Source organism: Halorubrum trapanicum (genome assembly GCF_002355655.1).
Taxonomy (GTDB): domain Archaea; phylum Halobacteriota; class Halobacteria; order Halobacteriales; family Haloferacaceae; genus Halorubrum; species Halorubrum trapanicum_A.
On the sequence record NZ_AP017569.1, the window covers coordinates 1,702,047 to 1,721,093 of the forward strand.

Sequence of the window (19,047 nt, forward strand, 5' to 3'; positions counted from 1 at the left end):
GCCTCAGATGAGCGGTTCGACGAGGTCGCGCCCCTCGGCGAGCAGGTCGTCGACGGCGCCCTCGGAGTCGGCCTCGGCGTACACGCGCAGCTTCGGCTCGGTGCCAGAGGGGCGGACGAGCAGCCACGAGCCGTTCTCCAAGAGGAGCTTGAATCCGTCGAGGGTGACGACCTTCGCGACGGGGGAGCCGCAGACGGACTCCGGGATGTGGTCTTCGAGCTCGTTGAGGACGCCTTCCTTCCGGTCGTCCGGGCAGTCGAGGGACACCTTCCCGGCCGCGATGCGCCCGTGTTCGTCGAGCAGGCGGTCGACGCGCGCGTCGAACGGCTCGGCGGCGTGGGTCGCGGCCGCGAGCAGCGCCATCAGCACGCCGTCCTTCTCGCGAACGTGGCCGCGGAGGGTGAACCCGCCCGACTCCTCGCCGCCGAACAGCGCGTCGTGCTCGCCCATCGCCTCGGCGACCCACTTGAACCCGACCGGCGTCTCGTACACGTCCTCGCCGTGCGCCTCCGCGATGCGGTCGACGAGGAACGTCGTCGAGACGGTGCGGACCGCGGGCCCCGAGTCGGTCTCTAGGAGCCGGTCGTAACAGGCGGAATAGAAGAGGTTGGCGTCGAGGACGCCGCGCTCGGGGGTGACGACGGCGATCCGGTCGGCGTCGCCGTCGTTGGCGACCCCGAGGTCGACGTCGCTGTCGGGGTCGGTGACGCGCTCCGCCAGCGCTTCGAGGTGCTCCGCGGACGGCTCCGGGGAGCCGCCGCCGAAGGTCACGTCGCGCTCGCAGCGCAGGCGGACGACCTCCGCGCCGGCCGACTCGAGGAGCGCGTCGGTGACGCCGCGCCCGCTCCCGTGCATCGCGTCGTACGCGACCGTGAGCCCGGAGAGGTCGACCGCGTCGCCGGTACCGGGGGCGGCGACGCGCCCCACGAGGTCGCGGGCCGCGTCGGCGTGGTCGCGCACGAGGTCGACCCGTTCGACCGTGCCGCGCTCGGCCTCGGGCAGGAGGTCCGGCTCCGCGAGGCGGTCCTCGATGTCCTCGGTCACCTCGGGGAGCGCGGGGGCGCCGTCGTGCGGGATGAACTTCACGCCGTTGTACTCGGGCGGGTTGTGGGAGGCGGTGACCATACAGGCACCGGCCAGCCCGCGGGAGACGATGGCGTGGGCGATCACCGGCGTCGGCGCGTCGCGCTCGGGGAGGATCACGTCGAAACCGTTCCCCGAGAGCACCTCGGCGAGGCTCTCGGCGAACCCCTTCGAGGTCTCGCGGGCGTCGTAGCCGACCGCGACCGTCCCGTCGCGGCCCGCCGCGTTGAGGTGGTCCGCGACCGCCTGCCCGACGATTCGCACCCGCTCGTCGGTGAACGTGTCGAGCGTCGCACGCCAGCCGTCCGTGCCGAAGGCAATCTGATCCATGTCGACCACGTCACCGGCCGGGACAATAATGCCCCGTGCCGGTCGCGAGGTTTGCGCGGGCAAGCCGACAGCGGACATTTATAAACGAACCGCGGTGGCGCGTGCCGGTGAGCGGCCGGCAGGCCGCGAACCGCACGCGCGAGGGAGTCGGCCGACCGCAGGGAGGCCGACGAGGCTGGGGAGGTGAGAGGTGCGGTTGCGGTGCTGTGGGGCGGGACTCAAAGGGGCAGCCGGGAGGCGGGCGCAGGCGACGCAAGCACCGCAGCGAAGGAGCGGTAGCGACTGAGCGAGGAGCACAGCGAGCGTGCGCCCGCCTCCCGGCTGGGGCTTTGGAGGTGTTCGCGGTCGATCCACAGTGGACCACGTACAGCCTCCCGGCTGGGGCTTTGGAGGTGTTCGCCGCGGGTCCGTGGTCGGTTACTTATAAACGATCAGCTGGGATTTAAAAGACCGAAACGCTCCCCAGGGCCGTTGACGAGCCGTCGGCAACCGTCATTTCGTCTCCGGACCGTTCCGATCGCCTCCGTTTTTATTATTCGCTCCCGAACCCGGCGTATGACCCGAATCGTCGCGATCTCCGGCAGTCGGAGCGCGGACAGCACCACGCGGGCCGCGCTCCGCGTCGCGCTCGACGCCGCGGCCGACGCCGGCGCGGAGACCGATCTGATCGATCTGGCCGCCGTCGACCTCCCGCTGTACCACCCCGACCAGGGCGCGCAGGGCGACAGCGAGGCGCTGAAGCGCCGCGTCCGCGAGGCCGACGGCGTCCTCGCGGGCACGCCCGTCTACCGCGGCTCCTACTCGTCGACGTTCAAGAACTTCCACGACTTCTGCGGCTCCGACGAGTACGCGAACACGGCCGTGGGCCTGCTCGCGACCGCGGGCGGCGGCTCCTACGGCGGAACCTTAGAACACCTCCGGTCGACGTTCCGGAACGTCCACGCGTGGACCGTGCCTCACGAGGTCGGGATCCAGGGCGCCTCCTCGAAGATCGAGACGGGCGCGGCCAGTCCCGACGGCGAGCCGCGGATCACCGACGAGGACCTCCGCCGGCGCACCGAGCGACTCGGGCGAGTCGTCCTCGAACACGCCGAGCGGATGCGGGGACGACCGGCGACGGACGCGTGACGACCGGCGACGGACGCGTGACTGCCGCCCGCGACGCGCCGCAGGCGGCAGGGGTTTCCGCCGCGGGCCCGACGTTCCGCCGATGAGTCGAATCCGTCCGGACGAGTTGGACGAGCGCCTCGGGACCGACGGCGAGCCGTTCCTGCTGGACATCCGGCCCGAGTCGGACTACGTGAGCGGCGCGATCGACGGGAGCCGGAACGTGCCGGTGTACGACGACCTCCGGAGCGGCGACGACGCCGCGCTCCGCCGCCGTCTCGACGAGGTCCCCGACGACCGCGAGGTCGTCACCGTCTGCAAGATGGGGATCGTCGCCAAGCGCGCGACGCGGGTGCTCGACGAGGCGGGATACGAGGCGTCGACGCTCGCCGGCGGAATGAGCGGCTGGAACGGGTACGAGCGCGGGTCGCTCGGCTACAAGCTCCGGTCGCTGTGGTGGCGGCTGCGAGGGTGACCGCGTGCGGTCGCGTCATCCGGAAACCGAAACCCGCCGGGCTTTTGCCCGGCTCCCGTCTACGGCCCCCATGACCGAACCGGGTGACGACGACCGTGTCCGCTAACCGGAAGGGGGACCGCCGCGAGCGCGAGCTGGTGAACGCCCTCGACGAGGCGGGGTTCGCCGTGATGCGCGCGCCGGCCAGCGGCTCCGCGACGGAGCGGGAGCTGCCCGACGTGCTCGCGGGCGACGGCGAGACGTTCTACGCCATCGAGGCGAAGTCGAGCGCGGGCGACCCCATCTACCTCACCGGCGAGGAGGTGGAGGCCCTCCTCTTCTTCGCGCGGAACTTCGGCGCGAAGGCCCGGATCGCGGTGCGGTTCGACCGCGAGGACTGGTTCTTCTTCCACCCGGGCGACCTCTACACCACCGACGCGGGCTCCTACCGCGTTAAAAAGGAGAAGGCCCTCGCGGACGGCACCGACTTCCCGGAGTTCGTCGGCGAGACGGAGAAGGTGACGCTCGCGGAGGTCGGCGAGGGCGACGGAACCGGTGACGACGCGGACGGGATCGACCCGGAAACCGAGGAACGACGGACGATCTTAGAGGCCGTCCGCGACGGCCACATGCCGGTCGAGGACGCGCTCGACGTGCTGTAGCGGGGTCCACACGCGCTCTCGCTCCGCCCGCGCGACGGGCTCGTCGCCGCCGACCCCCTCGCTTATCCCTCGCGGCGGCGAACGACCCGACGAATGAGCGAGGACTTCGGCCTGCTCGAACCCGCGGACCAGCCGGGCGACGAGTGGGAGCAGCTCGACGTCTCCGACACCGAGGCCGACCGGATCGCCCGGCGGCAGGACCGGGAGTTCGACGAGTTCCGCAAGCGGATCAAGGACACCGAGCAGTTCAAGCTCCAGGAGTCGGTGTTCGACGACGCCACGCTCGCGGCCGTCTACAAGCTGGTCCAGGACGGCTACGTCGACGCCTTCGGCGGGCCGGTGTCGACGGGCAAGGAGGCGAGCGTCTTCGAGGCGCTCGGCGGGCAGGCGGGCGAGCGGCCGGAGCCGGGGTCGGAGGCGGCCCGCGGCGGCCCCGAGGGCGTCACGCCCGAGCGCGAGGTCGCGGTGAAGGTGTACCGGATCAACTCCTCGAACTTCCGGCAGATGCGCGATTACCTGGAGGGCGACCCGCGGTTCGAGGGGATCGCGAGCGACAAGAAGGCGGTCGTGCTGGCGTGGACCCGCAAGGAGTTCGCGAACCTCGAACGCGCGCGGAAGGCCGGCGTCCGGGTGCCCGAACCGATCGCGGTCCAGCGCAACGTCCTCGTGATGGAGCTGGTCGGGCACGCCGAGGACCGCGCCCGGCGGCTGAGCGAGGTCGACGTGGAGAACCCCGAGACCGCCTACGAGGTCGTCCGCGAGTACATGCGCCGGCTCTACCGCGCCGGGCTGATCCACGGCGACCTCTCGGAGTACAACATGATCATCCACGAGGGCGAACTGGTTGTCATCGACCTCGGGCAGGCCGTGACGGTCCACCACCCGAACGCGGGCGAGTTCCTGAAGCGCGACTGCGAGAACGTGTCGGCCTTTTTCACCCGGCAGGGGATCGACGTCGACCCCGACGACCTCCGCGCGTACGTGACGGAGCCGGAGCCGGACCCGACGGGGGAGCCGGAGGGGAAGTCGGGCGAGCCGGAGCGCGAATCTGACGGGCCGTCTGACGAGTAGATCGGAGCCGCGTCGCCCGAAAGCGGCCGGAGGACACCGTCACGCGGCCACACACCGTCCGCGGCGGAACACGCTTAAAAGGCTCCGCCGGGTACTCCGTGATATGCAACACGTGACGGTTCCGCAGGACCGTATCGGCGTCGTCATCGGCGCCGGCGGCGAGACGATGCGGGAGATCGAAGAGCGGGCGAACGTGCGGCTCGACATCGACTCGGAGTCGGGGAGCGTCGCCATCGAGGAGCGCGACGACCCCGTGGCGGCGATGGTGGCCCCGGACATCATCAAGGCGATCGGGCGGGGCTTCAAGCCGGAGACGGCGCTGTCGATCCTCGACCACGACCTCCGGACGCTCGATTTAATCGACCTGTCGGAGCACACCCGCAACGACAACGACCTCCAGCGCAAGAAGGGCCGGATCATCGGCGAGAACGGCCGCACGCGCGAACTCATCGAGGAGCTGTCGGGCGCCAACGTCGTCGTCTACGGCTCGACCGTGGGCGCCGTGGGCCAGCCCGAGGAGCTCGAAGTGGTCCGGCGGGCGGTCGGAATGTTGCTCGACGGGGCGCCCCACGGCGCGGTGTACTCCTACTTGGAGCGCATGTCCAACGAGCTCGACGACGACGTGAGCTTCAACGCGCCGCAATAAGTGGAGTTCTGTGCTGGCGTCGCCGCTGTCGTTCGTTTATAAATCGTTGTTACTAGCGGTGTCGTGACTACTGTTACATCTCCAGCCGTTTGCTTATAAACAACTGACCACAGATCGACGGCAAACATCTCCAAAGCCCCAGCCGCTCGGCTATACGCTGACACCCCCTGATTGACGGTGAACACCTCCAAAGCCCCAGCCGTGAGGCAGGCGCAGGCGACGCAAGTACCGCAGGGAGCGAACGAAGTGAGCGACCGAGGAACGCAGCGAGCGTGCGCCTGCCTCACGGCTGCCCCTTTGAGTCCCACCCCGCACAGCACCTCACGCCTCCCCAGCCTCGTCGCTGGCACCCTCCGCTTCGCTCCGGGAGCCAGCGACTCCCTCGCGCGGTGCGGTTCGCGCCGCGTTGCGGCGCTCACCGGTACGCGCCGCCGCGGTCCGTTTATAAGCGATTTGCGTCCAGCAGTTGATCTAGAGTTCTATATAAAGGCCCGTGTGAACGCACCGCATACCGGCCGATACTCCCGCACCGTGTTGCGGTTTCGCACGACCCGAGCAAAGGGTTTATATAGAATCACAATCAATCAATGGCTGTAATGTCACAGCGTCAGCGGATGGGCAATCAGCCCATGATCGTACTTTCTGAAGAGTCGCAGCGTACCTCCGGAAAGGACGCGCAGAACATGAACATCACGGCCGGGAAGGCGGTCGCGGAGTCCGTCCGCACCACGCTCGGCCCGAAAGGGATGGACAAGATGCTCGTCGACTCCGGCGGGTCCGTCGTCGTCACGAACGACGGCGTCACCATCCTGAAGGAGATGGACATCGACCACCCGGCGGCCAACATGATCGTCGAGGTCTCCGAGACGCAGGAGGAGGAGGTCGGCGACGGCACCACCTCCGCGGTCGTGGTCGCCGGTGAGCTCCTCGATCAGGCCGAGGAGCTCCTCGACCAGGACATCCACGCGACGACCCTCGCGCAGGGGTACCGACAGGCCGCCGAGAAGGCCAAGGAGATCCTCGACGAGGAGGCCATCGACGTCTCCGCGGACGACCGCGACACGCTCGTCGAAATCGCCGAGACGGCGATGACGGGCAAGGGCGCGGAGAACTCCAAGGACCTCCTCGCCGAGCTCGTCGTCGACGCCGTCCTCGCGGTCCAGGACGACGACGGCATCGACACGGAGAACGTCTCCGTCGAGAAGGTCGTCGGCAGCTCGATCGACCAGTCCGAGCTCGTCGAGGGCGTCATCGTCGACAAGGAGCGCGTCGACGAGAACATGCCCTTCGCGGTCGAGGACGCCGACGTCGCGCTGTTCGACGGCGCCATCGAAGTGAAGGAGACGGAGATCGACGCCGAGGTCAACGTCACGGACCCCGACCAGCTCCAGCAGTTCCTCGACCAGGAGGAGGAGCAGCTCCGCGAGATGGTCGACCACCTCACCGACATCGGCGCCGACGTCGTCTTCGTCGGTGACGGCATCGACGACATGGCGCAGCACTACCTCGCGCAGGAGGGCATCCTCGCCGTCCGCCGCGCGAAGTCCGGCGACCTCAAACGCCTCGCCCGCGCGACCGGCGGCCGCGTCGTCTCCAACCTCGACGACATCGAGACGGACGACCTCGGCTTCGCCGGCTCCGTCGCCCAGAAGGACATCGGCGGCGACGAGCGCATCTTCGTCGAGGACGTCGAGGAGGCGAAGTCCGTCACCCTCATCCTCCGCGGCGGCACCGAGCACGTCGTCGACGAGGTCGAGCGCGCCATCGACGACTCGCTCGGCGTCGTCCGCACGACGCTGCTCGACGGCCAGGTCCTGCCCGGCGGCGGCGCCCCCGAGGCCGAGCTGGCCCTGCAGCTCCGCGACTTCGCCGACTCCGTCGGCGGCCGCGAGCAGCTCGCCGTCGAGGCGTTCGCCGACGCGCTGGAAGTCGTCCCGCGCACCCTCGCCGAGAACGCGGGTCTCGACCCCATCGACTCGCTGGTCGACCTCCGCTCCCGCCACGACGGCGGCGAGTTCGGCGCCGGTCTCGACGCCTACACGGGCGACGTGATCGACATGGAGGCCGAGGGCGTCGTGGAGCCGCTCCGCGTCAAGACCCAGGCCATCGAGTCCGCCACCGAGGCGGCCGTCATGATCCTCCGCATCGACGACGTCATCGCGGCCGGCGACCTCAAGGGCGGCGGCACGGACGACGGCGGCGACGACGGCGGCCCCGGCGGCGCGCCCGGCGGCATGGGCGGCGGCATGGGCGGCATGGGCGGTATGGGCGGCGCGATGTAAGCGTCCGATAGGACAACTACACCACCCACGCCGACCACAGCCCCTTCGCCGAACCGTCCGCAGACCGACCGTCGCGAGCCCCTTCGGGCCTCGACGACACGCAACTTTTATCGACGGCGTGACCGCTGAGCCTCGGGCTCGTCGACCGGCCGCGTTTATCGGTACCGAGCCGCATATTCATCGGCGACGACACGAGGGTAACACCGGCGTAACCACCGGACAACGGCGTCCGCGAGCGGTTAAGTGACTCCCGACCCTCCGATCCGTCGACGAGGTTCTCACGTTCACTATGCCACAGCAGAAAGCCGACTACGCAGACGAGACGGAGATCGACGCGGAACTGGACGAACTCCCTGACGACGAGACCGTGGAGGAGACCGTCGCGAGCCTGGAGGAGCGCGGCTTCGACGCCGTCGTCGTCGACGACGCCGACGAGGCGCTGGAGGCCGTGAAGTCCCAGATCCCCGCGGGGGTCTCGGTGATGAACGGGCACTCGACGACGCTCGAAGAGATCGGGTTCGACGAGTTCCTGAGCGGGGGCGACCACGAGTGGGAGAGCCTCCCCGACCAGATCTGGGGCATCGACGACGACGCGGAGCGACAGGCCGCGCGCCGCGAGTCGCAGACGGCGGACTACTTCCTCGGCGGGATCAACGCGGTCGCGCAGACGGGCGAGCTCGTCGCCGCCGACCTCTCCGGCAGCCGCATCGGCGCGTACCCGTTCGCCGCGGGCAACGTCGTCATCGTCACCGGGATCAACAAGATCGTCCCGACGCTCGACGACGCCCTCGACCGGCTGGAGTCGGTCGCGTACCCGCTGGAGAACGAGCGCGCGCAGGAGGCGTACGGCGTCGAGTCCGCGATCGCGAAGCAGCTGATCTACCGGCGCGAGACCGAGGAGGGCCGGACGACGGTCGTCCTCGTGCGCGAGCAGCTCGGCTACTGAGCGGTTCGCATCACGCGCAGACGCGTCACACATGACGTGTCACACGTCGACGCTTCACACACTTTCTTCCCCCTTCCGACGATCGCGAGCGACGCCGCTCGCGGTTCCGGGACCGCGATACCGAAATCCGTTTTCCGGTCCTCCGAGAACCGCCGCGTAGGTCCCACCATGACGCCCGACCCAGCGGATCTCTCGACGGACGCGTGTACCCTCCCCGACGGACGCACCCTCTCGTACGCGACCGGCGGCGACCCGGACGGGGTCCCGGTCGTCGTCCAGCACGGCACGCCCGGATCGCGGCTGTTCGGAGCGCTGCTGTCGGACCCCGCGAGCGAGGCTGGCGTTCGGCTCCTCGTTCCCGACCGCCCGGGATACGGCCGTTCCTCGCCGCCCCCGGGTGACTGGTCGTGGGAGGACTGGCCGGCCGACCTCGGCGAACTCCTCGACGCGGAGTCCGTCGACCGGGCCGGCCCCCTCGGCTTCTCCGGCGGCGGCCCGTTCGCGCTCGCCGCCGCGAGCGACGACCGGGTGGCTCGGGTCGGGCTGGTGAGCAGCGTCGTTCCCCCGGCCGAGAACGCCCTCGCGACGCTCGCGTCGGTCCCGTTCGCGCTGCGCGCGCTGTTCCGAATCTCGAACGTGGTCGCGTCGGTCTCCGGCCCGAGCGCGGTCGTCTCGCAGTACACGGACCGGTCCGTCTCCGACCCGGTCGCCGAGGCGGTGGCGGCCGACTTCCACGAGGCCCTCGCCCCCGGCGCCCGGGCGGTCGAACGCGAGAACCGAGCGTTCGCGAGCGGGTCGCTCGACACCGATTCGGTCAGTGTCCCGGTTCGCGTCTGGCACGGGACGAGCGACGAGAACACGCCGCTTTCGCCCGCCCGGACGCTCGTTGACGCGGTCGACGGAACGCTGGAGACCGCCGAGGCCGACCACCTCGGAACGCTGCTCGACCGTCGGGCGGCGGCGCTGGAGTGGGTCGGTCGGGAGGAGTGACCGTCGTTTAACTGCTCATCATATAGCGACGCCGCTCGCCGGTGACAGCGGGCCGGGAGGGATCCACGCGAGCGAAGCGAGCGTGGGTCAGTCGCACCCGTCGGGTGCGACGAGATTCGAACCACGCCCAGACGTGCTCGTTCGCTTCGCTCACTGCGCGCGACTGGCCTCTTCGAATCCCTCCCTTTTCGACGGCCTCGCGGCTCGCGGAGTGCTCGCCGCGAGGAGTACGGGCCGGGAGGGATTCGAACCAAAGCCAGAGGTTCCTGCTCGCTCCGCTGCGCGGGCTGCCTCTGGCGGGGTTCGAACCCTCCCTCAGCACAGCACCGCCGCTCGCGATATTGCTCGCGGCGGTACAGCGGGCCGGGAGGGATTCGAACCCCCGACCGTCCGGTTAAAAGCCGGACGCTCTCCCTAACTGAGCTACCGGCCCAGACGACTCCGGATAGGGTCAGCCGAGGGATAAACGTTTAGAACCGCGGCAGGGGTCGGGGTCGGCACCCGAAACGGTTTCCCGGCCCCCGCCGTCGCCGCGAGCATGGAGTTCGACATGCGCGCGTTCGCCGCCGACTGCTGCCGGCACCGCTCGACCGCCGGCGAGGAGGCGGCCGCGGCGGCGTTCGTCGCGGAGCGCCTCGCCGACCTCGGCTTCGAGACGTACGCCTGGGACGCCGACCCCGCCGTCCTCGCCGACCACCCCTCCTTCCCGGACGACCTCGACGCGGCGGCCGTCGAGGGGCGGCGCAGCGTCGCCGGCGTCCTCGAACTGGGCGACGCGGGCGACGCGGCCGACGCGGCCGACGCAGGCGACAGTGACGACGCGGGCGGCGCGGTCGGCGAAGACGACGACGATCCGGTCCCCACCCTCGTCCTGAACGGCCACCTCGACGTCGTCCCGGCCGAGCCGTCCGAGTGGTCGAGCGACCCCTTCGAGCCGGTCTGGCGCGACGCCGGGGGCGGAGGTTCGGACGGGAGAACGGGAGCCGACGGCGACGCGTCCGGCGAGACGCTCACCGCCCGCGGCGCGGCCGACATGAAGTGCGGGCTCGCGGCCTGCGTCGGCGCCGCGGTAGACGTCCGCGAGGGGGTCGCTGACGGGTCGATCGACCTCCCGCCGTCCGGCCTCCGACTCGTCGTCGAGGCCGTCGCGGGCGAGGAGGACGGCGGCTACGGCGCGGCGACCGCCGCGCTCGCGAGTCCCTACCCCTTCGAGCGCGACGCGGCGATCGTCGCCGAGCCCACCGAGCTGCGCCCGGTCGTCGCCTGCGAGGGGTCGCTCATGGCCCGGCTGGAGATCGGCGGGCGGAGCGCGCACGCTGCCACCCGGTGGCGCGGCGAGGACGTGCTCCCGCGGTTCGAGGCGATCCGGGAGGCGTTCATGGAGCTGGAGGCGGAGCGCGGCGAGGCGGTCGACCATCCCCTGTACGAGCGGTTCTCGGTCCCCTGGCCCGTCGTCTGCGGCCGGGTCGAGGCCGGCTCGTGGGCGTCGACGGTCCCGGCGACGCTCGACGCGGAGTTCCGGATCGGCGTCGCGCCCGGCGAGACCGTCGCCGAGGTGGAAGCGGCGTTCCGCGAGCGGCTGGAGCGGGTCGCGGCCGAGGACCCCTGGCTGCGCGAGCACCCGCCCCGGTTCGAGCGGTTCTCGGTCCAGTTCGAGCCCGCGGAGATCGCCGTCGACGAGCCGGTCGTCGAGGCGGTCCGTGCCGGTCTCGCCGCGACCGGGCTCCCGGACGTCGAGCCGCGGGGCGCGACGTACGGCGCGGACTCGCGACACTTCGTCGCGGCCGGGATCCCGGCGGTGCTGTTCGGTCCGGGTACCATCGACGAGGCGCACTACCCCGACGAGACGATCGCGTGGAGGCAGGTCGTCCGGGCGAGAGAGGCGATCGCGGCCGCCGCGGCGCGGTTCGCGCGCGACTACGCGGCGTAGCCGGTCGGCGGCGCTCAGTCCTCTCCGTCGTCGTCGAGGTACTCGTCGACCGCGTCGGCGACGATCTCGCCCGGCTCGACGTTCTCCATCGAGGCCCGGCGGCGCAGTTCCACGTAGGTGTCGGCCGGGAGCCGGAGCTGAAGCCGACCGAGCTCGACGCCCGCCTCGCGGACGGCGGCCTCGATGTCCTCCCCGTCGTTGACGGCGGAGGCGATCGCTCGCACCTCCCGCACGGTGAGCTCGCCGTCGATCGCCGCCCACGCGAGCAGGTAGCGGTCCCGCCCGCCGAGCCGCGCGACGTGTTTGGCGGCGCTCGGCGCGATCCGCCCGTTGGCGACCTGCCTGCGGATCGCCTGCGGGAGGTCGTGGACCCGCGCCCACTTGCGGATGAACGCGACGGACACGTCCTCTCCCGCCCGCTCGGCCGCTTCCTTGTACGACCCGACACCGCGGACGAGCGCGGCGCAGGCGGCGGCGCCGCGCAGCATCAGGACGTTGTCGCCGTCGCCGACGTCGCCGGCCGCGAACCGGCCCACCGTCTCCGCGGCCTCGGCGACGCTGTCGGGGTCGTTCGGGTCGAACCCCACCGCGTCCGCGGCCCGGTCGCCCGTCACCGCCGGGTCCGCCCGGACCACCGGCTCGCCGACTGGGGACTCTCGGTCGGCGCGTGACTCCTCGGTCATACACTCCTCTTCGGGGCCGCGGATATAAACGCCGGGCACCGGGGCGGAATTCGCCCGAGCGACGGACGCTCCTCGCCGGCCGTTCGTGCCTCGCCGACCATCGGCGCCTCGCCGGCCGTCGGCGCTCTCTCCTACCTCGCGGTCCGGGGCGCCGCGTCGCCGTCGTCTCCCTCGTCCGTCCCTCGCGCGTAGCGGAGGTACGAGTACGCGACGGTGACCGCGGCGGTCGCGAGCGCCGGCCCGACGAGGAAGTACACCGCGTACTCGCCGGCGAAGAGGCCGGCGACCGCGATCAGCGCCGAGAGCTTGAACAGGCGGGCGCCGAGCGCGTGGGTCTTCTCCCACACCGCGTCGTCGCTGAGCGTCCACGGCGTCCGGATCCCGACGAACCAGTTCGGCTCGACGTGGGGTAACAGCGTCCCGAGGTAGTAGAACAGCGCGGCGCCGCCCGCGACCGCGAGCGTCGTCACGTCGACCGCGTAGCCGAGGTTGACGGCGAGCACGGCGAGGTGGACGGCGACGAGGAACGCCGTGAACACGACGACGAACCGGTCGTAGTGGACGCGGAACGCGGCGATATTTTCTCCGAGGGGGTCGATCCGCGGGAGCAGCGCGAACAGGCCGATCAGCCCGGCCGCGAGCCCGGGGACGAGCCACATCCCGAGCGCGCGGGAGAGCGTGCCGGTCGGCTCGCCGGCGCCGTTCCAGCGCGTCACCATCCGCTCGGGGAGGTCCGGTGCGACCGCGAGGCTGGCCGCGGCGCCGACGGCGACGAGGAGGGCCGCGACGCCGAACCGGAGCCGCGTTGAGAGTCGGAGTTCGGAGGGCATGCGGGCGGGAACACGGTCCGCAGCGAGGAAAAGGTTCACCCGTGGGAGTCTCCCCCGCGGGACGCGGTGCGACGCAACCCTTACGCGTCGTGACCGCCAATCACGGCGCATGACCGACGAACGCGACGACGACGGCCACGAGTTCTCCTCGGGGCAGGGCGTCGACGCCGACTACGACGCGTTCACGCTGGACCCGCCCGAGCTGGGCGAGGACCCGAGCCGCGTCGACCCCGTCGACTCCCGCGTGTTGACCGAGGAGCTGGACCGCCGGAACATCGGCAGCGAGGATGTCGACGTCGAGCAGCTGATCGACGTCGGCCTCTCGTACATGGGGATCAACCGCTTCGAGGAGGCGACGGAGACGTTCGAGCGCGCCGCCAACTTCGCCGAGGAGGACTCGCTGGAGGCCCAAGAGGCGTGGGTGAACAAGGGGGCCGCCCACGCGCAACTGGAGGAGTTCGACCAGGCGATCGGCGCGTACCAGGAGGCGCTGCGCATCGACGAGGAGTCCGAGCACGCCGCGACCGCCGAGACCAACCTCGCGTACGCGCTCTGGGAGTCCGGTCAGGGCGAGCAGGCGCTCGAACACGCCGAGCGCGCCGTCGAGACCGACCCGCGCTTCGCCGAGGCGTGGTACAACCGGGGGTTCCTCCTGGTCGAGCGCGGGCTCGCCGAGGACGCGGTCAAGTGCTTCGACAACGCGATCCGCCTCGGCTACCGCGACGCGGGCGTCTTAGAGGAGAAGGCGCGGGCCCTCGAAGAGGCGGGCGACCACGAGCAGGCCGAGGAGGTCGCCGACCGCGCCGAGGAGCTCCGCCGCGAGGCGGAAGAGCAGATGGTCGAAGAGCAGACCGGACAGGCCCCCGGTCCCGGCGGACAGGCTCCGCAGGGCGGTCGCGGTGGGCAGGGCGGCGGTCGCGGTGGGCAGGGCGGCGGCCCCGGCGGCCAGCCCGGCGGTCGCGGCGGGCAGGGCGGCCGCACCGGGCAGGACGGCGAGGCGGAGGGCCCGGAGCGGGAGCTTCAGGGCGAGGGGCCCGAGGGCTTCTGAATGCTGCTGCGCGAGCGAGAGACCGCCGAGGGCCGGCTCGTCTCCGTCTGCGACCCCGACTGCCTCGGCGAGACGTACGACAACGGGCGCGCGACGCTCACCGTGAGCGAGGAGTTCTACGGCGGCGACGACGCCGTCGAGGCGACCGCCGAGGAGGTGGTCGCGGGGCTCCAGCGCGCGCAGGTCGCGAACATCGTCGGCACCGAGGCGGTCGGCGTCGCCGTCGAGGCGGGACTCGTCGACGAGGAGACCGTTTTGGAGTTCGAGGGGACGCGGCACGCGCAGCTGCTCTGGCTGTGAGCCCGTCGCGGCGGCGCCTCCGATTTCGCCGGATTCCGAACCGGCTAAGGGCGCGCGCGACGAGGCGAATCCGATGAGACGACTCACGCGGAGCGAACTGGCGTCGCGGGTGGGGCCGCGGCCGCCCTCGGACGCCTTCTGGCGGCGCGCGATCGACCGGGGAGCGGCCGCGCTCGCCGTCGGCGCGGACGCGGTCGGGGGCGGAGGGGAGGGGGAAACAGACGAGCCGGCCGGACCGCTCGACACGGGCGACATCGTCGACGTCGGCGACCACGCCTTCGTCGTCGTCGGCGCCGACCGGACGGAGAGCGGCGGCCGGATCTATCGGATCGAACTCGTCGCCGACCGCGACGAGGGCTGAAGCGGCTCGAATTCGGTCGGTGGAGGGCCGGATTACAGGCCCGCGACGTCCTCGATGGCGTCGGTGAGCTCCGTCACGCTCTCGACGGTGTGTTCGCCCATGTGGCCGATCCGGAACGTCTCCTCGCCGAGGTCGCCGTAGCCGTTCGAGAAGGCCATGTCGTACGTCTCGTTCACTTCCTCGATGGTCGCGGCAACGTCGATCCCCCGCGTGTTCTCGATACAGGCGACGGTCTGCGACTCGTACCCCGCCTCGGGGAACATCGCGAAGTGCTCGTCGGCCCAGTCGTGGACGTACGTCATCATCTCGCGGTGGCGCTCGTCGCGGGCGCGGTGGCCCTCCTCCAGCATGTGTTTCATCTGCTTGCGGTACGCTAACATGATCGGAATGGCGGGCGTCGAGTGGGTCTGTCCCTTCCGGTCGTAGTAGTCGATGGTGCGGCGGAAGCCGCCGTACCACGAGGAGTCGCCCTTCTCGACCTCGCGGTCGTAGGCGTCGTCGCTGACGACGCAGACGGCGAGCCCGGGCGGCATCGCGAACGCCTTCTGGGTGGACGCGAAGATCGCGTCGATCCCGTGGGCGTCGATGTCGACGTAGTCGCCGCCGAGCGAGGAGACGGCGTCGACGGCGAAGTAGGTGTCCGGGTACTCCTTCAACACGTCGCCGATCTCCTCGATCGGGTTGCGGACGCCGGTCGAGGACTCGTTCATCACGCCCGCGACCATGTCGTACTCGGCGTCGGCGGCCTCGACCGCCTCGCGGACGTCCTCGGGCTTGACCGCCTCGCCCCACTCGTACTCCAGGCGGTCGACGTCCTTGCCGAGGCGCTCGGCGACGTTGGCGTAGCGCTCGCTGAACGCGCCGCAGGTCGGGACGAGGACGCGCTCGTCGACGAGGTTGAGCGTCGTCGCCTCCCAGAACTCGGTGCCGGAGCCGGTTAAGATTACGACCTCGTTGTCGGTGCCGAGGAACTCCTTCGTGTCCTCGACGATGGTGGTGTACAGGTCGGTCATCCGGTCCATCCGGTGACCGAACGTCGACTCCGTCATCGCCTCGATGACGTCGTCGCGGACCTCGGTCGGCCCGGGGATGTACAGCGTCTTGTCGTCGTAGTCGTCGCGGTATTCGCGTTTCTTCGTCACGGGATCCACCTGTTGGATCGTACCGGGACGCGTGAGGGTATGGACCTTGTGTTCCGTTCAAAAGGCGCGATCGCGTTCCGTTCGGAGGGCGCGGCGCGCGACCGCTTTCGCCCGTCGGAAACGGCGCCCTCGGCCGGATCAACCGGGTTTATACGAACGGAGGCGCGAAAGGACGTATGATACACGTCCGAAGAGTTACAACCGTCCGAGGTGGGCCGCCGTGAGCGGCGACGAGGAGCTGGCGAAGGACCTCGGCCCGCTCGCGGCCCTCACCATCGGGATCGGGACGATGATCGGCGCGGGCATCTTCGTCCTCCCCGGCACCGCGGTCGCCCGCGCCGGCCCGCTCGCGGCGTTCACGTTCGTCCTCGGCGGCGTGATCGCCCTGTTCACGGCGCTGTCGGCCTCCGAGCTCGGGACGGCGATGCCGAAGTCCGGCGGGGCGTACTTCTACGTCAACCGCGCGCTCGGCCCCATGTTCGGCTCCGTCGCGGGCTGGGCGAACTGGCTCGGACTCGCGTTCGCGTCCGCCTTCTACATGTACGGCTTCGGCGAGTACGTGAACGCGCTCGTCGGGCTCGGCCCGGTCGGGCTCGGTCCGGTGACGCTGGAGGCCGCACAGGTGATCGGCCTCGCGGGCGCGCTCCTCTTTATCGCGGTCAACTACTTCGGCGCCAAGGAGACGGGGGGGCTCCAGATCGTCATCGTGATGTCGCTTCTGGGCATCCTCGCCGTCTTCACCGTCGTCGGCCTGCTGAACGCCGAGATGTCGTCGCTGCGCCCGCTCGCGCCGCCGGGCACGACGAGTCAGGTGCTGCCGGTGACGGGGATCATCTTCGTCTCGTATCTCGGGTTCGTCCAGATCACCTCCGTCGCCGAGGAGATCAAAGACCCCGGGCGGAACCTCCCGCTCGCGGTGCTCGGCTCGGTGATCATCGTCACGGTCGTGTACGCGCTGTTCCTCCTCGTCCTCCTCGCCGCCGTGCCGAACGACCTCGTCGCGAACAACGAGACCGCGGTCGTCGACGCCGCCAGGCTCCTGTTCGGGCAGTACGAGGTGTTCGGCTACTCGCTGGGCGCCGTCGGCGCCGGCATGCTCCTGATCGGCGGACTGCTCGCGACCGCCTCCTCCGCGAACGCGTCGATCCTCTCCTCGTCGCGGATCAACTTCGCGATGGGCCGCGAGAAGATCGTCACCCCGTCGCTCAACCAGATCCACGAGCGGTTCGGCACGCCGTACAAGTCGATCGCGCTCACCGGCGCGCTCATCGTCGTGTTCCTCCTCGCCGGGAGCGTCGAGTCGCTGTCGACGATGGGCTCGGTGTTACACCTGGTGGTGTACGGCCTCCTCAACCTCGCGCTCATCGTGATGCGCGAGTCGGAGGTCGAGGGGTACGACCCGGACTTCGAGGTGCCGTTCTACCCGGCCGTCCCGATCATCGGCACCGTGTCGTCGTTCGCGCTGATCTACTACATCGACCCGACGATCATCCTGCTGTCCGCCGGGCTCGTCGTCTTCGCGCTGCTCTGGTACCTGCTGTACGCCCGCGGGAAGGTTGAGGCGCGCGGCGTGCTCGGGACGTGGATCCTCGACCGCTCCGAGGACCTGCCCGAGCCGGCCGTCTCGGCGGCGACCGCCGTCCAGCCGAGCGGCGACGACTACCGGGTGATGGTGCCGCTCGCGAACCCCAAGACCGAGGAGCACCTGATCACGCTCGCCTCGGCCATCGCCAAGCAGCGGGACGGGACCGTCGTCGCGGTCAACATCGCGAACGTCCCCGACCAGACCTCGCTTGAAGCGGCGCGCGACCGCGGCGCCCACGAGGCGGCCCACGGCCTCCTCGATCAGGCCCGCGAGGACGCCGAGACGTTCGGCGTCGACGTGGAGACGCACGTCGTCTTGTCGCACCGCGTGTTCGAGGAGGTGTTCGACGCCGCGCGCACCTACGGCGCCGACATGACCGTGATGGGCTGGGGCGAGGACTCCCACGGAGCGCCCGGGCGCGCCGAGTCCGCCGTCGACGAGCTGGCGTACTCGCTCCCCTCCGATTTCCTCGTGTTCCGCGACCGCGGCTTCGACGCCTCGCGGATTCTCGTGCCGACCGCGGGCGGTCCGGCATCGGACCTCTCCGGCGCCGTCGCGAAGATGCTCCAGGCGGAGTTCGACGGCGAGGTGACCCTGCTCCACGTCGCCGAGGACGGCGAGGAGGCGGGCCGCGCGTTCCTCTCCGAGTGGGCCGCGGACCACGACCTCTCGGACGCCACGCTGCGGATCGAGACCGGAGACGTCGAGGCCAGCATCGAGCGCGCCGCCCGCGACGCGACGATGCTCATCATCGGCGCGACGCAGAAGGGCCTGCTCTCGCGGCTGGTCCGCGGCTCGCTCGTGTTGGACGTGCTGGGCGAGGTGGAGTGCTCCGTGCTGCTCGCCGAGCCGAAGAGCGACCGCGGCCTCCTCGACCGCTTGTTCGGCAGCGGCGCGCGGTCGAACGACGTCACCGATACGACCGAGACGCCCGCCGACACCGGCGTCGAGCCGGAGCCGTCGACGCCCGAAATCGACGAGAGTTCGGAGTCGAGCGCTGGCGAAGCGCCGAAGTCCGACTGACGCGGCGGCGCTCTTTTTAAACGGTCGGGAGCGCAGCGGCGCGGAAGCCGGCCGAACCGTTCCGCGCTAGTCCCAGTGCCAGAAGTGGTTCCCGTCGTCCTCGACCGGATCGGTTCGCTCCCGGAGGTCGGCCACGTCCTCGGCGGTCGGCTCGTGGTCGTCGGGCAGCTTCTCCATGCAGTCGAAACAGAGGAAGAACTCCGAGCCGTCGGTGAGTTCGAGCGTGAGTCCCTGCGTCGACTCGAACGCGAAGTTCCACAGGTCGCCGATCCCGCCGGCGATCCGGACGGACCGCTCGCAGACGTCGCACGCCTCGGAGGCCATATGTGCGTCCTACTGGGTCCGCGGGGTAAGGCGTGTCGCCTCGATACGTTTACTGGTACGTCCGTCGTCCCTCGGTGAACGCCGCCAAAGTCCCAATCGTTCGCTTATAAATGACTGTCTATAGATCGACGGACGATACCTCCAAAGCCCCAGCCGGCGAGGCGGGCGCACGCTCGCTGTGCGCCTCACTCGGTCGCTATCGCTCCCTCGTTCGGTGCTTACGTCGCCTGCGCCCGCCTCGCCGGCTGCC

At 70.5% G+C, this 19,047-nt stretch carries 18 protein-coding genes and 1 tRNA gene; 13 read left to right on the forward strand and 6 right to left on the reverse strand.

Features of this window, described 5'->3' with window-relative positions:
- Positions 1-3: 3 nt before the first annotated feature.
- Complete coding sequence (locus CPZ01_RS08235) at positions 4-1,413, reverse strand: phosphoglucomutase/phosphomannomutase family protein (protein WP_096394272.1); 1,410 nt, start codon at positions 1,411-1,413, stop codon at positions 4-6.
- Between the two features lie 555 nt (positions 1,414-1,968).
- Between CPZ01_RS08235 and CPZ01_RS08240 the strand changes: the two genes are divergently transcribed.
- The 8 genes from CPZ01_RS08240 to CPZ01_RS08280 all read left to right on the forward strand — a co-directional run bounded on the left by CPZ01_RS08240 (position 1,969) and on the right by CPZ01_RS08280 (position 9,571).
- Positions 1,969-2,541, forward strand: a complete 573-nt coding sequence (locus CPZ01_RS08240) for an NADPH-dependent FMN reductase (protein WP_096394273.1) — start codon at positions 1,969-1,971, stop codon at positions 2,539-2,541.
- Positions 2,542-2,623: 82 nt separating this feature from the next.
- Positions 2,624-2,995: a rhodanese-like domain-containing protein gene (locus CPZ01_RS08245; RefSeq protein ID WP_096394274.1), complete on the forward strand. Its 372-nt coding sequence runs from the start codon at positions 2,624-2,626 to the stop codon at positions 2,993-2,995.
- Positions 2,996-3,078: 83 nt separating this feature from the next.
- Positions 3,079-3,636 carry a Holliday junction resolvase Hjc gene (gene hjc, locus CPZ01_RS08250; RefSeq protein ID WP_096394275.1) on the forward strand — a complete coding sequence of 186 codons (558 nt, stop codon included), beginning with the start codon at positions 3,079-3,081 and terminating at the stop codon, positions 3,634-3,636.
- Between the two features lie 93 nt (positions 3,637-3,729).
- A complete protein-coding gene (gene rio1 / locus CPZ01_RS08255) occupies positions 3,730-4,707 on the forward strand; it encodes a serine/threonine-protein kinase Rio1 (RefSeq protein WP_096394276.1) in 978 nt (325 codons plus the stop codon).
- A 103-nt stretch (positions 4,708-4,810) separates the two neighbouring features.
- A complete protein-coding gene (locus CPZ01_RS08260) occupies positions 4,811-5,353 on the forward strand; it encodes a KH domain-containing protein (protein WP_017343573.1) in 543 nt (180 codons plus the stop codon).
- 629 nt (positions 5,354-5,982) lie between these two features.
- The gene (gene thsA, locus CPZ01_RS08270; RefSeq protein ID WP_096394278.1) at positions 5,983-7,635 is read left to right on the forward strand and encodes a thermosome subunit alpha; all 1,653 of its coding nucleotides are present in this window, start codon (positions 5,983-5,985) and stop codon (positions 7,633-7,635) included.
- A 289-nt stretch (positions 7,636-7,924) separates the two neighbouring features.
- The gene (locus tag CPZ01_RS08275; protein ID WP_096394279.1) at positions 7,925-8,581 is read left to right on the forward strand and encodes a lactate utilization protein; all 657 of its coding nucleotides are present in this window, start codon (positions 7,925-7,927) and stop codon (positions 8,579-8,581) included.
- A 168-nt stretch (positions 8,582-8,749) separates the two neighbouring features.
- Positions 8,750-9,571, forward strand: coding sequence for an alpha/beta fold hydrolase (locus CPZ01_RS08280; protein ID WP_096394280.1), 822 nt, complete (start codon positions 8,750-8,752; stop codon positions 9,569-9,571).
- A gap of 359 nt (positions 9,572-9,930) precedes the next feature.
- On the opposite strand, the gene CPZ01_RS08285 is transcribed toward CPZ01_RS08280, so the two are convergent.
- Positions 9,931-10,004 (reverse strand) — tRNA-Lys (locus CPZ01_RS08285).
- Between the two features lie 105 nt (positions 10,005-10,109).
- Between CPZ01_RS08285 and CPZ01_RS08290 the strand changes: the two genes are divergently transcribed.
- Entirely contained in the window at positions 10,110-11,501 is a 1,392-nt protein-coding gene (locus CPZ01_RS08290) for a M20/M25/M40 family metallo-hydrolase (protein ID WP_096394281.1), read from the forward strand.
- Between the two features lie 14 nt (positions 11,502-11,515).
- Here CPZ01_RS08290 and CPZ01_RS08295 read toward each other — a convergent pair whose 3' ends face one another.
- Both CPZ01_RS08295 and CPZ01_RS08300 read right to left on the reverse strand, forming a co-directional pair.
- Positions 11,516-12,184 carry a DUF7119 family protein gene (locus CPZ01_RS08295; RefSeq protein ID WP_096394282.1) on the reverse strand — a complete coding sequence of 223 codons (669 nt, stop codon included), beginning with the start codon at positions 12,182-12,184 and terminating at the stop codon, positions 11,516-11,518.
- A 131-nt stretch (positions 12,185-12,315) separates the two neighbouring features.
- Positions 12,316-13,014, reverse strand: coding sequence for an SdpI family protein (locus tag CPZ01_RS08300; RefSeq protein ID WP_096394283.1), 699 nt, complete (start codon positions 13,012-13,014; stop codon positions 12,316-12,318).
- Positions 13,015-13,123: 109 nt separating this feature from the next.
- Between CPZ01_RS08300 and CPZ01_RS08305 the strand changes: the two genes are divergently transcribed.
- From CPZ01_RS08305 to CPZ01_RS08315, 3 genes are all read left to right on the forward strand, one after another.
- Positions 13,124-14,062, forward strand: coding sequence for a tetratricopeptide repeat protein (locus CPZ01_RS08305; protein ID WP_096394284.1), 939 nt, complete (start codon positions 13,124-13,126; stop codon positions 14,060-14,062).
- Entirely contained in the window at positions 14,063-14,362 is a 300-nt protein-coding gene (locus CPZ01_RS08310) for a DUF424 domain-containing protein (RefSeq protein WP_096394285.1), read from the forward strand. It abuts the gene before it with no gap.
- A 73-nt stretch (positions 14,363-14,435) separates the two neighbouring features.
- The gene (locus CPZ01_RS08315) at positions 14,436-14,723 is read left to right on the forward strand and encodes a hypothetical protein (protein WP_096394286.1); all 288 of its coding nucleotides are present in this window, start codon (positions 14,436-14,438) and stop codon (positions 14,721-14,723) included.
- A 32-nt stretch (positions 14,724-14,755) separates the two neighbouring features.
- On the opposite strand, the gene CPZ01_RS08320 is transcribed toward CPZ01_RS08315, so the two are convergent.
- A complete protein-coding gene (locus tag CPZ01_RS08320; RefSeq protein WP_096396207.1) occupies positions 14,756-15,865 on the reverse strand; it encodes a pyridoxal-phosphate-dependent aminotransferase family protein in 1,110 nt (369 codons plus the stop codon).
- Between the two features lie 220 nt (positions 15,866-16,085).
- Here CPZ01_RS08320 and CPZ01_RS08325 point away from each other — a divergent pair, with 220 nt between their 5' ends.
- Positions 16,086-18,473, forward strand: a complete 2,388-nt coding sequence (locus CPZ01_RS08325) for an amino acid permease (protein ID WP_096394287.1) — start codon at positions 16,086-16,088, stop codon at positions 18,471-18,473.
- Between the two features lie 66 nt (positions 18,474-18,539).
- Here the strand turns inward: CPZ01_RS08325 and CPZ01_RS08330 are convergent, their stop codons facing one another.
- On the reverse strand, positions 18,540-18,797 hold the full coding sequence (locus CPZ01_RS08330) for a DUF7561 family protein (RefSeq protein WP_096394288.1): 258 nt from the start codon (positions 18,795-18,797) through the stop codon (positions 18,540-18,542).
- Between the last annotated feature and the right edge of the window lie 250 nt (positions 18,798-19,047).